The organism is Enterobacter sp. PL1 (assembly GCF_945957325.1).
Classification (GTDB): Bacteria; Pseudomonadota; Gammaproteobacteria; order Enterobacterales; family Enterobacteriaceae; genus Enterobacter; species Enterobacter roggenkampii.
Map to the genome: position 1 here is coordinate 218,383 of NZ_CAMFKT010000003.1, position 16,018 is coordinate 234,400.

The following is a 16,018-nucleotide window of genomic DNA, read 5'->3' on the forward strand; positions in this document are numbered from 1 at the left end:
GCGCCCTTTCAAAAATAACGTTTAAAAACAGGCGCAGCCACGATTTCCCTGGTGTTGGCGCAGTATTCGCGCACCCCGGTTAATCCGGGGGCATTTTTTTCTGGCGTCAACCCAGGCTTTTAGCACCGCCACATCGTTTTGCCATTCCTGTTTCATCTCTTCAACCCAATCACCCACGTTATCTTCCCATGCAGGTAAATCAGGCGACTGAATCTGTTGCCCCAGCTGCTGCAGATGGCGTAAGCCAACCGAGCCGGCGGCACCTTTGATTTTATGTCCTTCTTCCACGATACCCTTCTGGTCACGGGCCGTCAGGTTGGATTCCAGCACGCTCAGATAGCCCGGCATCATTTTTTCGAACACCGCCAGACCGTCGGTAATCAGTTTCGGCCCCACCAGATCGATGTACTGCTCCAGCATCGCGGTATCGAGTATCGTTTGGGCTTTTGCGCTATCAACAGACGTCATGGTGCTCTCCTCTTCATCATGGGTATCCCAGAATTTTTTGATCATAGCGGTCAGAGCAGGCACCGCCAGCGGCTTGCTGAGTACATCGTCCATACCGGCATCGAGATACTCTTTTTTATCTTTCAGCACGTTCGCCGTCAGGGCAACCAGCGGCGGCAGTTCGTCGGCCGCGTACTGACGCGTCAACTCGCGCGAGATATCCAGCCCGGTCATATCCGGTAATTGAATATCCAGCAGAACAAGATCGTATTCGCCTGGTTTAAACATCTCCAGCGCGGCTTTACCGGTCATCGCGACATCCACGCTGTTGCCCAGTTTTTCCAGCACAGAGCGCGCCACAATTACGTTCAGCTCAATATCTTCCACCAGCAGGACATGCAGGGCAGGCAGCGGCATATCGTCATTTTCAAAGGTATCCTCTACCTCTTCCGCCACCGCAGGGGCATGGACCGTCAGCGTGAAGGTTGACCCTTTGCCCGGCTGGCTGGCAACGGTGATATCGCCGCCCATACTCTTCGCCAGACGTTTAGACACCGCCAGGCCAATGCCCGTACCAGTGGCCGGTTTCCCACCGTTGCTGTCCTTCACCTGATAGTACATGGCGAAGATTTTGTCCTGCTCCTCCAGCGGAATACCCATCCCGGAGTCTTCCACCTCGAAGTGCAGCATGTCACCTTCGTCATAGCGGATACGCACCGCCACCTTTCCTTTCTGGGTAAATTTCACCGCGTTGCTGATCAGGTTCCACAGGATCTGGCGCAATCGCGTGCCGTCCGTCACCACTTTATGCGGCAGCGGCAGGGTTGGCTCCATGACAAAGCTCAATCCCTTCTGCTGCGCCTGCAGGCCAGACAGGTTTTCCAGATCGGCAAGGAAGCTGGTGAAATCCACAGGCTGGTTATCAAGCTGAACTTTACGGCGCTCCATCTTATCCATATCAATAATATCGTTGAAGATATTACCCAGCGTGACCGCTGAAACATGGATAGTCTTGAGATATTTTTCCTGCTCTGCGGTCAGGTCGGTATCCAGCAGAATACGGCTCAACCCGACGATGCCGTTAAGCGGCGTACGCAGCTCGTGGCTGATGGTGGAGATAAAGGTGGTCTTGTCGCGGCTGGCGCGCTCCAGGGCATCCTGATAGCGCTTACGCTCGGTAATATCGCGGCCAAAGCCCATCAGGCCGTGGCGTTTCCCCACGCGGTCATAGTAGGGCACCTTACGGATCTCAAAGCAGGCTTTGCGCCCGTCCGGGTAATCCAGCCACTGTTCATAGGTCAGCGAGACGTTATGACGGAAGACTTTTTCGTCGGTCTCCATGACCTTGGCCGCCGCCTCTTCAGAGTAAACGTCCTGCGGCTTCAGGTGTATCAGCTGCTTCTCGCTTTTCCCGGTGAGCAACTCCATCGCCCGGTTACAGCCGGAAAACTCTTTATCTTCATTACGGTAGAACACCAGATCCGGCGACGCATCCAGGAACGATCGCAGGAAAGAAGATTGCTGCTCAAGCTGGATCTGCGTGACCTCGCGCTCTTTCATTTCGATTTTCAGCTGCTCCAGGGTGGCCTGACGCTCGGCCTCCGCTTTCTCACGATCTGAAATCTCCTGATTCAGCTGCGCAATGTTGTCTTTGAGCTGGACGTTGAGCTTCAGGTCACGCTCGCGCATCTCTTCCAGCTTATCCACCAGCTTAGACAAACGCTGACGGGACTCTTCCAGCTGTTCAACCACCACGGAAAGGAAATAGACCGCCCAGGGAGTAATAAGCAAGCCAAAGAAGATGGAGCGGATGACGTCGATACTCTCAACCTGACCATGCAGAACCATGGTAACCGCCATTTGCACGACAATGGCCAGAACGACCAGCGCCAGCGCAAGCAGCATGGAAAAACGCACCAGCCCAAGCTTCATCATCAGGTCGACGTAATACTGGGCAAGCATTCGAATTTGCTTCATAGAGGATCCCTTCACGACGTTATCGCTCAATAATACTCAAATTCGCGGCGGGACGTTGAAGGTTGTGAGAAAAAGTGCGGGGTGAAACAGGAGATTAGCCTCGCTCCCGGGTAACCGAAAGCGAGGAGAGGTCAATCAGGAGCGTTTCAACAGCAGCCAGAGACTGATCAGGAGGAAGCTGGCGCTTGGCAGCAGCGCACCGATAATCGGCGGAATGCCATAAACCAGCGTCAGCGGACCGAAGATCTGATCGAGCACGTAGAACACAAAGCCGAAGCTGATGCCGGTCACGACGCGGACCCCCATCGGCACGCTGCGCAACGGGCCGAAGATAAACGACAGCGCCATCAGCATCATTACCGCCACGGACATCGGCTGGAAGATTTTGCTCCACATGTTGAGCTGATAGCGTCCCGCATCCTGTCCGCTCGACTTCAGGTATTTCACATAGTTGTGTAAACCACTGATGGAGAGCGCGTCAGGATCCAGCGCCACGACGCCGAGCTTATCGGGCGTCAGGTTGGTTTTCCACGTACCGGTTACCGTCTGAGAACCCGTAATCTGTTTCGGATCGGTCAGGTCAGATTCATCAACCTGGGACAACCGCCACTGCTTATGTTCGGCGTCAAACTTCGCCGAAGAGGCGTGGCGAACGGACTGCAGACGGCGCTGGTCATCAAAAGCATAGATGCTCACCCCGCCCAGTTCATCATTCCCCTTCACCCGTTCGATGTAGACAAAGTTTTTACCGTCTTTCGCCCATAAACCTTGCTGAGTCGAGAGCAGTGAGCCGCCGTACATGGCCTGAGCACGGTAGTTACGCGCCATCTGTTCGCCCTGCGGCGCGACCCACTCGCCAATCGCCATGGTCAACAGCACCAGGGGGATGGCGGTTTTCATTACCGACAGCGCGACCTGCATACGGGTAAAACCCGAAGCCTGCATAACGACCAGCTCGCTGCGCTGCGCCAGCATCCCCAGCCCCAGCAGCGCCCCCAGCAGGGCCGCCATCGGGAAGAAGATCTGCACATCTTTCGGCACGCTGAGCAGGGTATACATCCCCGCGCCCAGCGCGTCATAGCTCCCCTGCCCGGCTTTTTTCAGCTGATCGACAAATTTGATAATGCCGGAGAGGGACACCAGCATGAACAACGTCATCATGATGGTGGTAAAAATGGTTTTACCGATATAGCGATCAAGAACGCCAAACGCCTGCATTAGATGGCTCCTTTACGCGAGAATCGGGCACGTATGCGGCGCACAGGCACCGTATCCCACAGGTTTAACCCCAGCGCCAGTAAGATGTACAGGCTGTTAACGAACCATGTCCAGACCATAGGGTCCAGCTTACCCTTCGCGCCGTTGGAACGAATCGAGGTTTGCAGCAGGAAATAGATCAGGTAAAGCAGCATCGCTGGCAGCATAGAGAGCACGCGTCCCTGACGTGGGTTCACCACGCTCAGCGGAACGACTATCAGCGCCATCATGAACACGGTGAAGACAAGCGTAATACGCCAGTGGAACTCAGCACGCGCTCGGTTGGTATCGGTATTCCAGAGGGTACGCATGTCCATTTGCTCGGTATCCGTTGGATCGAGCGCCACGGTCTGATGGCCGATAATGGCCTGATAGTTCTGGAAATCCGTAATGCGGAAGTCACGCAGCATCGCGGTGCCTTCGAAACGGGTGCCTTTGTTCAGCGTCACGACCTGAGAACCATCTTTGCGCTGAGCAAGCTGACCGGAGTCGGCAACCACCACAGAAGGACGCGCGTTACCTTTGGGACGCAGCTGCGCCAGGAAGACATCGTTGAATTTGCTGCCGTCAACGCTCTCAATAAACAGCACGGAGTTCCCGTCGGTTGCCTGCTGGAACTGCCCCTGGGCTAACGCCGCCATGCCGGGGTTGGCTTTCGCTTCGGCCAGCACTTCGTCCTGATGGCGAGAAGACAGAGGACCCGCCCACATCACATTCACCGCCGCAACGATACCCGTGAACAGCGCCAGTATCATGGCGGCTTTGACCAGCACCGCTTTGCTCAGGCCACAGGCATGCATCACCGTGATTTCACTCTCGGTGTAGAGTTTCCCAAGCGTCATGAGCAGGCCAAGGAAAAGACTTAGCGGCAGGATAAGCTGCGCCATTTCCGGGATCCCTAAACCAAGCAGGGAAAGCACCAGATTTGTTGGAATTTCGCCGTCAACGGCCGCACCGAGGATCTTAACCAGCTTCTGACAGAAAAAAATCAGCAGCAGGATGAAGAGGATCGCCAGTTGGCTTTTGAGCGTCTCCCGCACCAGATATCTTATGATTATCACTTTAAATACGCCCGTAAAAACCCGTCTCTTTGCTGGAAAATCGCTTGTTTCATGGCTTAAACGTCATTTATTCTCTTGAGTCGTCGAAATCATCGCTAAGATTAAAACATCCGGCGGATTCACGCTTCAGGACTTTTTCTGACGTGTCGAAACCGTAGTAACGTAAGATTAACACGAAGTCACCATAACAGCGGACATGAGTTACGAAAGGTTTCAATTCTATCCGTAGCCGCCGCCGTTGTCTTTAAGATTCAGGAGCGTAGTGCATGGAGTTCAGTGTAAAAAGCGGTAGCCCGGAGAAACAGCGGAGTGCCTGCATCGTTGTGGGCGTCTTTGAACCACGCCGACTCTCCCCGATCGCCGAACAACTCGATAAAATCAGTGACGGCTATATTAGCGCCCTGCTGCGCCGTGGCGAACTGGAAGGCAAACCTGGGCAGACGCTGTTACTGCACCATGTTCCGAACGTACTGTCAGAGCGCATTCTGCTGATTGGCTGCGGCAAAGAACGCGAGCTGGATGAACGTCAGTACAAGCAGGTGATTCAGAAAACCATCAATACGCTGAATGATACCGGTTCAATGGAAGCGGTATGCTTCCTGACCGAGCTGCACGTTAAAGGGCGTAACACCTACTGGAAAGTGCGTCAGGCAGTCGAAACGGCAAAAGAGAGCCTGTACAGCTTCGATCAGCTGAAGACCAATAAAAGCGAGCCGCGTCGTCCGCTGCGTAAAATGGTCTTTAACGTGCCAACCCGTCGCGAGCTGACCAGCGGCGAGCGCGCCATTCAGCACGGTCTGGCCATTGCCGCCGGTATTAAAGCGGCAAAAGATCTCGGCAACATGCCGCCGAACATCTGTAACGCCGCTTACCTCGCCTCTCAGGCGCGCCAGCTGGCAGACGCCTACAGCAAAAACGTGATTACCCGCGTCATCGGCGAACAGCAGATGAAAGAGCTGGGAATGCACTCTTACCTGGCGGTGGGTAACGGCTCGCAGAACGAATCCCTGATGTCGGTTATCGAGTACAAGGGCAACCCGGCCGAAGACGCGCGCCCTGTCGTGCTGGTCGGTAAAGGCCTGACCTTCGATTCCGGCGGTATCTCCATCAAGCCTGCCGAAGGCATGGATGAGATGAAATACGACATGTGCGGCGCGGCGGCGGTTTACGGCGTGATGCGCATGGTCGCGGAACTTCAGCTGCCGATCAACGTGATCGGGGTCCTGGCGGGCTGCGAAAACATGCCCGGCGGTCGCGCGTATCGCCCGGGTGACGTCCTGACCACCATGTCCGGCCAGACGGTAGAAGTGCTGAACACCGACGCCGAAGGCCGTCTGGTACTCTGTGACGTGTTGACCTACGTTGAGCGCTTCGAGCCAGAAGCGGTCATTGACGTCGCCACCCTCACCGGTGCCTGCGTGATTGCCCTTGGCCACCACATTACCGGCCTGATGTCTAACCATAATCCGCTGGCGCACGAGCTGATTAGCGCCTCGGAGCAGGCCGGTGACCGCGCATGGCGTCTGCCGCTGGGTGATGAATATCAGGAGCAGTTGGAGTCTAACTTCGCGGATATGGCGAACATTGGCGGACGTCCTGGCGGGGCAATCACCGCGGGATGCTTCCTGGCGCGCTTTACCCGCAAGTACAACTGGGCGCACCTGGATATCGCGGGCACCGCATGGCGCTCCGGTAAGGCCAAAGGCGCAACCGGTCGTCCGGTGGCGCTGCTGTCGCAGTTCCTGCTCAATCGTGCGGGTTTTAACGGCGACGAGTGATACAAAGTGCCGGGTGGCGGCTTCGCCTTACCCGGCCTACACGCCACTCAACCGTAGGCCGGGTAAGCGAAGCGCCACCCGGCTTTGCATTTAAATCCACGACAAGAAGCCCCATATATGAAGAATGCAACGTTCTACCTTCTGGACAACGACACCCATCAGGATGGACTCAGCGCCGTCGAACAGCTGGTGTGTGAAATTGCCGCAGAACGTTGGCGCGCAGGCAAACGCGTGTTGATAGCCTGTGAAGATGAGCAGCAGGCGATTCGTCTCGATGAAGCGCTGTGGGCCCGCCCGCCTGAGAGCTTTGTTCCGCATAACCTGTCAGGCGAAGGGCCACGCGGCGGGGCGCCGGTGGAAATTGCCTGGCCGCAAAAGCGCAACAGCAGCGCGCGCGACATTCTGATTAGCCTGCGGATAGATTTTGCAGATTTTGCCACCGCTTTCACAGAAGTGGTAGACTTTGTCCCTTACGAAGAATCCTTGAAACAACTGGCGCGCGAACGCTATAAAGCGTACCGCCTGGCTGGTTTTAACCTGAATACGGCAACCTGGAAATAATGGAAAAGACATATAACCCACGCGATATCGAACAGCCGCTTTACGAGCACTGGGAACAGCAGGGCTATTTCAAGCCTAACGGCGACGAAAGCAAAGAGTCCTTCTGCATCATGATCCCGCCGCCGAACGTCACCGGCAGTTTGCATATGGGTCATGCTTTCCAGCAGACCATCATGGACACCATGATCCGCTACCAGCGCATGCAGGGCAAAAACACCCTGTGGCAGGCGGGGACTGACCACGCGGGTATCGCGACCCAGATGGTGGTTGAGCGTAAAATTGCCGCTGAAGAAGGGAAAACCCGCCACGACTACGGTCGCGACGCGTTCATCGACAAAATCTGGCAGTGGAAAGCGGAATCTGGCGGCACCATTACCCGTCAGATGCGCCGTCTCGGCAACTCCGTGGACTGGGAGCGCGAGCGCTTCACCATGGATGAAGGCCTTTCCAACGCCGTGAAAGAAGTCTTCGTTCGCCTGTATAAAGAAGACCTGATTTACCGCGGCAAGCGCCTGGTTAACTGGGATCCAAAACTGCGCACCGCGATTTCCGATCTGGAAGTGGAAAACCGCGAGTCTAAAGGCTCCATGTGGCACATCCGCTATCCGCTGGCCGACGGCGCAAAAACCGCTGACGGTAAAGATTACCTGGTGGTCGCGACCACCCGTCCGGAAACCCTGCTGGGCGATACCGGCGTGGCCGTTAACCCGGAAGATCCGCGTTATAAAGATCTGATTGGCAAATTCGTGGTGCTGCCGCTGGTAAACCGCCGTATTCCGATTGTGGGCGACGAACACGCCGACATGGAAAAAGGCACCGGCTGCGTGAAAATCACCCCGGCGCACGACTTCAACGACTATGAAGTGGGTCGTCGTCACGCCCTGCCGATGATCAACATTCTGACCTTCGACGGCGATATCCGCGAAAGCGCAGAAGTGTACGACACCAAAGGCAACGAATCCGACGTCTATTCCAGCGACATCCCGGCCGAGTTCCAGAAGCTGGAACGCTTTGCCGCGCGTAAAGCGATTGTGGCTGCCGTTGACGCACTGGGCCTGCTGGAAGAGATCAAACCTCACGACCTGACCGTGCCGTACGGCGACCGTGGCGGCGTGGTTATCGAGCCAATGCTGACCGACCAGTGGTACGTGCGTGCCGACGTGCTGGCGAAACCGGCTGTGGAAGCGGTTGAAAACGGCAGCATTCAGTTCGTGCCGAAGCAGTACGAAAACATGTACTTCTCCTGGATGCGCGATATTCAGGACTGGTGTATCTCCCGTCAGCTGTGGTGGGGCCACCGTATCCCGGCATGGTACGACAACGAAGGCAACGTGTACGTTGGCCGCAGCGAAGATGAAGTGCGCCAGGAAAACAACCTGAGCGCTGACGTTGCCCTGCGTCAGGACGAAGACGTGCTGGATACCTGGTTCTCCTCCGCGCTGTGGACCTTCTCCACCCTCGGCTGGCCAGAAAACACCGACGCGCTGCGTCAGTTCCACCCAACCAGCGTGATGGTGTCCGGCTTCGACATTATCTTCTTCTGGATCGCCCGCATGATCATGATGACCATGCACTTCATCAAAGATGAAGACGGCAAGCCGCAGGTTCCATTCCATACCGTCTACATGACCGGTCTGATCCGCGACGACGAAGGCCAGAAGATGTCCAAATCCAAGGGTAACGTCATTGACCCGCTGGATATGGTTGACGGTATTTCTCTGGAAGAGCTGCTGGAAAAACGCACCGGCAACATGATGCAGCCGCAGCTGGCGGAGAAAATCCGCAAGCGCACCGAGAAGCAGTTCCCGAACGGGATTGAGGCTCACGGTACCGACGCCCTGCGCTTCACCCTGGCAGCGCTGGCCTCGACCGGCCGTGACATCAACTGGGACATGAAGCGTCTGGAAGGTTACCGTAACTTCTGTAACAAGCTGTGGAACGCCAGCCGCTTCGTGCTGATGAACACCGAAGATCAGGATTGCGGCTTCAACGGCGGCGAGATGACCCTCTCCCTGGCCGACCGCTGGATCCTGGCGGAATTCAACCAGACCGTGAAAGCGTTCCGCGAGGCGCTGGACAGCTACCGCTTCGATATCGCGGCGGGCATTCTGTATGAATTCACCTGGAACCAGTTCTGTGACTGGTATCTGGAGCTGGCGAAGCCGGTCATGAACGGCGGCACTGAGGCGGAACTGCGCGGCACGCGCAACACGCTGATTACCGTTCTGGAAGGCCTGCTGCGCCTGGCGCATCCGGTTATTCCATTCATCACCGAGACCATCTGGCAGCGCGTGAAGGTGATTGCAGGCATCAACGCCGACACCATCATGCTGCAGCCGTTCCCGGCATTCGATGCGGCTAAGGTTGATGAAGCGGCGTCTGCGGATACCGAGTGGCTGAAGCAGGCGATCGTGGCGGTACGTAACATTCGTGCTGAAATGAACATCGCGCCGGGCAAACCGCTGGAGCTGCTGCTGCGCGGCTGTAGCGAAGCGGCCGTTCGTCGCGTCACCGAGAACAACACCTTCCTGAAAACCATGGCGCGTCTGGAAAGCATCACCGTGCTGCCTGCTGATGACAAAGGTCCGGTTTCCGTGACCAAAATCATCGACGGTGCCGAGCTGCTGATCCCGATGGCGGGTCTGATCGACAAAGACGCTGAGCTGGCTCGTCTGGCGAAAGAAGTGGCGAAAGTCGACGTGGAAATTGGCAAAATCGAAAGCAAGCTGGCGAACGAAGGCTTTGTTGCCCGCGCGCCGGAAGCGGTCATCGCGAAAGAGCGTGAGCGTCTGGTTGCCTTCGCCGATGCGAAGACCAAGCTGATTGAGCAGCAGGCGGTTATCGCTGCCCTGTAATGCTTTTACCCCTTACGCTTCAGGGCGTAAGGGGTAACCTTCCTGAAAACTCCTCGCTTGCACTCCCCTTTCTGCGGTGCTATTAACAGCAGTTATGTGTCAATTTTTGTAATGAGTAATGCTATGAGCGTGATTACCCCCGTCGCGACGACGATGCGCCGGATCGCTGAGCAGGATAACCCGGCTATCGCCGCCGTTATTCGCACCGTTTCTGCCGAATATGGACTGACGGCTGACAAGGGCTACACGGTTGCCGACCCGAATCTGGACGCGCTTTTCCAGCTCTACAGCCAGCCTGGTCATGCCTACTGGGTCATCGAGCAGAACGGTCAGGTCGTGGGCGGCGGCGGCGTGGCACCCCTCAGCTGCAGCGAGCCGGATATCTGCGAACTGCAGAAAATGTATTTCCTGCCAACGGCACGCGGACAAGGACTGGCAAAAAAGCTGGCGCTGATGGCGCTGGACCACGCGCGCAAACAGGGTTTTACCCGCTGCTACCTTGAAACGACCGCCTTCCTCAAAGAGGCCATCGGCCTGTATGAACATCTGGGCTTTGAGCATATCGATGCGCCGCTGGGCTGTACCGGCCACGTTGATTGCGAAGTCAGAATGCTGAAAAGTCTGTAACTTTCGTTCCTGCCCTCTTCTGTTAAGCGGCTGTAAACTGAATGCTCTACACTCTCAGTTCACACCACAACGGGGGAAACACGATGTCGAAGATAAAAAGCTACGCCGCACCGCAGGCGGGTGCAGAACTTGAGCTGTACGAGTACGATGCGGGCGAACTAAAAGCAGAAGACGTCGAAGTACAGGTTGATTACTGCGGGATCTGCCACTCGGATCTCTCGATGATCGACAACGAATGGGGCTTCTCCAGCTATCCGCTGGTTGCCGGGCACGAAGTTATTGGCCGCGTCGTGGCGCTCGGTAGCGCCGCGCAGGACAAAGGGCTCAAAGTGGGCCAGCGCGTGGGCATTGGCTGGACGGCACGCAGCTGTGGTCACTGCGATGCCTGTATCAGCGGCAATCAAATCAACTGCCTCGAAGGCGCCGTTCCCACCATTCTCAACAAAGGTGGTTTTGCCGATAAACTGCGCGCCGACTGGCAATGGGTTATCCCGCTACCGGACAGCATTGATATCGAATCCGCCGGTCCGCTGCTGTGTGGCGGCATCACCGTCTTCAAGCCGCTGCTGATGCACCATATCACCGCTACCAGCCGCGTCGGCGTCATCGGTATCGGCGGACTGGGGCATATTGCCATTAAGCTGCTGCACGCGATGGGCTGTGAAGTCACGGCGTTCAGCTCGAACCCGGCGAAAGAGAAAGAAGTGCTGGCGATGGGGGCGGATAAAGTGGTGAACAGCCGCGATCCGGACGCGCTGAACGCGCTGGCGGGCCAGTTTGACCTGATCATCAACACCGTTAACGTGGATCTCGACTGGCAGCCGTACTTTGAAGCGCTGGCCTACGGCGGTAACTTCCACACCGTGGGTGCGGTAATGAAGCCGCTGCCGGTTCCGGCGTTTACCTTGATCGGCGGGGATCGCAGCATCTCCGGTTCTGCAACCGGTACGCCGTACGAGCTGCGTAAACTGATGAAATTCGCCGGACGCACCAAAGTGGCGCCGACCACCGAACTGTATCCGATGTCAAAAATCAACGAAGCGATCCAGCACGTGCGCGACGGCAAAGCCCGCTACCGCGTGGTGCTGAAAGCAGATTTCTGATGTGAGTTTGCCGGGTGGCGGCTTCGCCTTACCCGGCCTACTTTCACTGCTGCGCCAATACGTTAAATACTTCCGCTACCGCGACCGCTCCCGGATCCATCACCCCATCCAGGTTATCTTTATTGACATACGACGAGCGTCCCGCGCCGGCTTTCGCCATCTTCGACGTTGCTTCTGCGCCCTGCTGCGCGGCCTGCGCTGCCGCCTGAATATTGCCTTTCTGTAACGCCTCCAGCGCCGGTTGCAGCGCATCGATCAGCGTGCGATCGCCGAGATCTGCCCCGCCGTACTGCTTCATCTGCGTAAGTCCACTGAGCAAGGCCTCCGGGAGCGTCTGACCATCGTGAAGCTTTTGCCCGGCCGCGGTAAAGAAGATCGACATCAGCACGCCGCTCGACCCGCCCATTACCGTAGCCAGCCGCTCGCCAACCAGTAACAGCAGCTTAGGCACGTCATTAAGCGGGAGCGCGTTCTCCTCCAGGCGCTGCGCAATATCCCGCGCCCCTTGCGCAAAGGTAGAGCCGGTATCGCCATCCCCCACTTTAGCATCCAGCGCGTTCAGGCGGTTTTCGAGCTGGAGCAGCGTTGTCGACACGGAGGAGACAAACGCACGCACCTGTGGATTGTCAGACGGGGTATACTCCACACGGTCATGAATGGCGCTATGCGCCACGGTGCGCAGTGGCGCAAACGCGACGGGCTTCTGCCAGCCCAGCGTCTCGACGTCGGCGTGAATCGCCTTTTCAAAGAAATCGTTGAGCTTCAGCAGCGTCAGAGAAAAGCCTTTCATATCCAGCGCGCTGACCAGCGGCGCAGGGCCAATCAGGTACGCGATATTCTCTTTCAGCGCCGAGTGCGCCAGCTCTTTGGTCAGCAGCGCCATCTCCAGCGCCGATACGCCGCCAAGATTGTTAATCAGCACCGCAAAACGCCCCTCCCCCGCCTGCGCGCGTAACGGCGTCACCAGGGTGTCGATAATGGCTTTGCTGTTTTGCGTATCCACCACGGAAGCCCCGGGCTCGCCGTGAATGCCCAGGCCCAGCTCGACATGGCCTTGCTTAATGCGCCCCTCTTCATCGTCGCTGCCCGGCAGGTTGCACGTTTGCATCGCTACGCCCAGGCTCCAGAGGTTATCGCAGGCCTGTTGCGCAATATCCCGCACCTCGCTCAGGGATTTCCCCTGTTCCGCCGCATAGCCCGCAATCTTGTGCACCAGCGCCGTGCCGGCAATACCGCGCGGCTGCTTGTTATCCGGCAGCGCGATATCGTCCGCCACAATCACCATCTCCACCTTCAGGCCGTAGCGTTTGGCCTTTTCAGCGGCCAGGCCGAAGTTCAGGCGGTCGCCGGTGTAGTTTTTGACGATCAGCAGACAGCCGCGATCGCCCGTGACCGCGACGATGGCATTCAGTACCGCATCCACGCTCGGCGAGGCAAACAGATCGCCGCACACTGCCGCCGTCAGCATCCCTTTGCCAACAAACCCGGCGTGTGCGGGTTCATGGCCTGAGCCGCCGCCGGAAATTACCGCCACGCGGCTTTTATCCCAGTCGCCGCGCGCGACGATCCGGATGGCCGGATCGATATCAAGCTTGACGAGATTGGCATGTGGCGCAGAGAGCAGTATGCCTTCAATGGCATCGTTGACCAGCTGTTTGCGATCGTTAAAGAAGAATCTGGACATAGTTTCCCACTATTTTGTGAACCGTATGCAAAAGCATAGTCCGCGCTGGATAATGCGCCGCAAAGTCAGCAATTTACTCAGCCGTTTTACCGTCAGGTTGCCTATACTCCACCCAGGACTACGAGAGGAAGCGCATCATGAGTACACCATTGTTAATTGCCCGGACGCTGGAAAAAGAGCTCTATTTACTGCCCACGATGGCGAACCGCCACGGTCTGATCACCGGCGCGACCGGGACGGGGAAAACCGTCACCCTGCAAAAGCTGGCGGAGTCGCTTTCAGAGATTGGCGTACCGGTCTTTATGGCTGACGTAAAAGGCGATTTAACCGGTGTGGCTCAGGAAGGGACCGCCTCTGAAAAACTGCTCGAACGGTTGAAGAATATCGGCATCACGGACTGGACGCCGCACGGTAACCCGGTGGTGGTATGGGACATCTTCGGTGAAAAAGGCCACCCGGTGCGCGCCACCGTCTCCGATCTCGGTCCCTTGCTGCTGGCCCGTTTGCTTAACCTCAACGACGTGCAGTCCGGCGTATTGAATATCATCTTCCGTATTGCCGATGACCAGGGGTTGCTGCTGCTTGATTTCAAAGATCTGCGCGCCATTACGCAGTACATCGGCGATAACGCCAAATCCTTCCAGAACCAGTACGGCAACATCAGCAGCGCCTCGGTGGGCGCAATTCAGCGTGGCCTACTGACGCTGGAGCAACAGGGTGCCGAGCACTTCTTCGGCGAGCCGATGCTGGAGATCAAAGACTGGATGCGCACCGACAGCAGCGGCAAAGGGATTATTAACATCCTGAGCTCCGAGAAGCTCTACCAGATGCCGAAACTCTACGCCGCCAGCCTGCTGTGGATGCTCTCTGAACTTTACGAACAGCTGCCAGAGGCGGGCGACCTTGAGAAGCCGAAGCTGGTGTTCTTCTTTGATGAAGCGCACCTGCTGTTTAACGATGCACCGCAGGTGCTGCTGGACAAGATCGAGCAGGTTATCCGCCTGATCCGTTCCAAAGGCGTCGGCGTCTGGTTTGTCTCGCAAAACCCGTCGGATATCCCCGATAACGTACTGGGACAACTCGGTAACCGCGTACAGCACGCCCTGCGCGCCTTCACGCCGAAAGATCAAAAAGCGGTAAAAGCCGCCGCGCAAACCATGCGCGCCAATCCGGCCTTTGATACCGAAGCCGCCATTCAGGCGCTGGGCACCGGTGAAGCGCTGATCTCGTTCCTGGATGCGAAGGGCAGCCCGTCCGTAGTGGAACGCGCCATGGTCATTGCGCCTTGCTCGCGCATGGGGCCGGTGACCGACGATGAACGCAACGGCCTGATTAACCACTCACCGGTTTACGGGAAGTACGAAGACGAGGTGGATCGCGAATCTGCGTTCGAGATGCTGCAAAAAGGAGTCCAGGCGACAACGGAATCGCAGGATGCGCCTGCCGCTAAAGGGCAGTCTGTCGCCGTGGATGACGGCATTCTTGGCGGACTCAAAGACATCCTGTTCGGCAGCACCGGGCCGCGCGGCGGCAAACGCGACGGCGTAGTGCAGACGATGGCGAAAAGCGCCGCGCGACAGGTCACCAATCAGATCGTGCGCGGCATGCTGGGGAGTTTGTTAGGCGGCCGTCGCCGGTAGACGCGGAACCCACGGGCGGCCCAGCGCCGAACCCTGTACGCCGTTCTCCTGCAGGTAGCGGTCAATTTCCACCATCCCCGTCCAGCGGTTCTCACACCACAGCGGTGCCAGAAGCGTTGGACGGCGGGCGCTGGCCGAGATGCGGTGGTAGACAATCTCCGCTGGCGTGTGGCGAATCATCTCCCCCGCCGTCACCGTATAGTCCTCAAGCTCGATACCGCTTAACCGCCCGGCCTCCCAGGCTTTCGCCATAATGCTGCCCTTCACGATATGCAGCGGATGAAGCTTGATGCCGTCCACGCCGGTTTCAACGACTTTTTCCAGCGTTTCAAGGGCATGCTGTTGACCTTCTCCGGGCAGACCGACAATCAGATGTGAACAGACCTTCAGCCCGCGCTCGCGTGCCAGCCGCGTGGTGCGCTGGTAGCAGGCGAAATCATGGCCACGGTTGATACGGTGCAGCGTTTTATCATGTGCCGTTTGCAAGCCCAGCTCCAGCCAGATCTCGTAGCCTTGTTCTTTGTACTCGCTGAGCAGGTCCAGCACCGCGTCCGGTACGCAGTCCGGGCGGGTTCCCACGCACAGCCCAACGATGTTGGCCTGGCTGACGGCCTGCTGATACATCGATCGCAATACCTGCACCTCCGCCCACGTGCTGGTGTAAGCCTGAAAATAGGCCAGATACTGCTTCGCACGGTTCACCAGGCTGGCCTGATGAGCAAGCTGTTCAGCGATAGAGTTATGTTGCTGTGCTTCATCGGCAAACGACGCAACGTTACAGAAGGTGCAGCCTCCGCGCCCGATGGTGCCGTCGCGATTCGGGCAGCTAAACCCGCCGTGCAGCGTCAGCTTATGAACCTTTTGCCCGTACCGCTGCAAAAGATCCCCACCAAACATATTGACTAATTTCTGTAACTGCATAATCTGATAGACCGTCCCGGAGAAAGGGGACAAGCCTGCCATTTTTAGCCTCTGTCGGCGATGACCTGGATCAATCGCCCCGGACGGCCTTTATCTATATGAATAAA

Annotated in this window: 11 protein-coding genes; 6 read left to right on the plus strand and 5 right to left on the minus strand. The window is 57.2% G+C overall.

Going from position 1 to position 16,018, the window contains the following annotated elements:
* Positions 1 to 21: 21 nt before the first annotated feature.
* The 3 genes from arcB to lptF all read right to left on the minus strand — a co-directional run bounded on the left by arcB (position 22) and on the right by lptF (position 4,742).
* On the minus strand, positions 22 to 2,424 hold the full coding sequence (gene arcB / locus N6P30_RS04485) for an aerobic respiration two-component sensor histidine kinase ArcB (RefSeq protein ID WP_023294669.1): 2,403 nt from the start codon (positions 2,422 to 2,424) through the stop codon (positions 22 to 24).
* A gap of 135 nt (positions 2,425 to 2,559) precedes the next feature.
* A complete protein-coding gene (gene lptG, locus N6P30_RS04490; protein WP_008501437.1) occupies positions 2,560 to 3,642 on the minus strand; it encodes an LPS export ABC transporter permease LptG in 1,083 nt (360 codons plus the stop codon).
* On the minus strand, positions 3,642 to 4,742 hold the full coding sequence (lptF, locus tag N6P30_RS04495; protein ID WP_021242268.1) for an LPS export ABC transporter permease LptF: 1,101 nt from the start codon (positions 4,740 to 4,742) through the stop codon (positions 3,642 to 3,644). The genes lptG and lptF overlap by 1 nt, the downstream gene beginning before the upstream one ends.
* 266 nt (positions 4,743 to 5,008) lie before the next feature.
* Between lptF and pepA the strand changes: the two genes are divergently transcribed.
* The 5 genes from pepA to N6P30_RS04520 all read left to right on the plus strand — a co-directional run bounded on the left by pepA (position 5,009) and on the right by N6P30_RS04520 (position 11,666).
* Positions 5,009 to 6,520 carry a leucyl aminopeptidase gene (gene pepA / locus N6P30_RS04500; protein ID WP_008501434.1) on the plus strand — a complete coding sequence of 504 codons (1,512 nt, stop codon included), beginning with the start codon at positions 5,009 to 5,011 and terminating at the stop codon, positions 6,518 to 6,520.
* A 117-nt stretch (positions 6,521 to 6,637) separates the two neighbouring features.
* Positions 6,638 to 7,081 carry a DNA polymerase III subunit chi gene (gene holC, locus N6P30_RS04505; RefSeq protein ID WP_008502815.1) on the plus strand — a complete coding sequence of 148 codons (444 nt, stop codon included), beginning with the start codon at positions 6,638 to 6,640 and terminating at the stop codon, positions 7,079 to 7,081.
* Positions 7,081 to 9,936: a valine--tRNA ligase gene (locus tag N6P30_RS04510; RefSeq protein ID WP_023294670.1), complete on the plus strand. Its 2,856-nt coding sequence runs from the start codon at positions 7,081 to 7,083 to the stop codon at positions 9,934 to 9,936. Before holC ends, N6P30_RS04510 begins: the two co-directional genes overlap by 1 nt.
* Positions 9,937 to 10,059: 123 nt before the next feature.
* Positions 10,060 to 10,563 (plus strand): GNAT family N-acetyltransferase, encoded by a 504-nt coding sequence (locus N6P30_RS04515; protein ID WP_008502817.1) that lies wholly within the window; start codon positions 10,060 to 10,062, stop codon positions 10,561 to 10,563.
* An 83-nt stretch (positions 10,564 to 10,646) separates the two neighbouring features.
* Positions 10,647 to 11,666, plus strand: a complete 1,020-nt coding sequence (locus N6P30_RS04520; RefSeq protein WP_008502818.1) for an NAD(P)-dependent alcohol dehydrogenase — start codon at positions 10,647 to 10,649, stop codon at positions 11,664 to 11,666.
* 43 nt (positions 11,667 to 11,709) lie between these two features.
* Here N6P30_RS04520 and N6P30_RS04525 read toward each other — a convergent pair whose 3' ends face one another.
* Complete coding sequence (locus N6P30_RS04525) at positions 11,710 to 13,350, minus strand: dihydroxyacetone kinase subunit DhaK (RefSeq protein ID WP_023294671.1); 1,641 nt, start codon at positions 13,348 to 13,350, stop codon at positions 11,710 to 11,712.
* Positions 13,351 to 13,487: 137 nt separating this feature from the next.
* Here N6P30_RS04525 and N6P30_RS04530 point away from each other — a divergent pair, with 137 nt between their 5' ends.
* The gene (locus tag N6P30_RS04530) at positions 13,488 to 14,990 is read left to right on the plus strand and encodes a helicase HerA-like C-terminal domain-containing protein (RefSeq protein ID WP_023294672.1); all 1,503 of its coding nucleotides are present in this window, start codon (positions 13,488 to 13,490) and stop codon (positions 14,988 to 14,990) included.
* Here N6P30_RS04530 and N6P30_RS04535 read toward each other — a convergent pair.
* Positions 14,970 to 15,911 carry a TIGR01212 family radical SAM protein gene (locus N6P30_RS04535; RefSeq protein ID WP_100122167.1) on the minus strand — a complete coding sequence of 314 codons (942 nt, stop codon included), beginning with the start codon at positions 15,909 to 15,911 and terminating at the stop codon, positions 14,970 to 14,972. The two genes, N6P30_RS04530 and N6P30_RS04535, sit on opposite strands and share 21 nt — an antisense overlap.
* Positions 15,912 to 16,018: the final 107 nt, after the last annotated feature.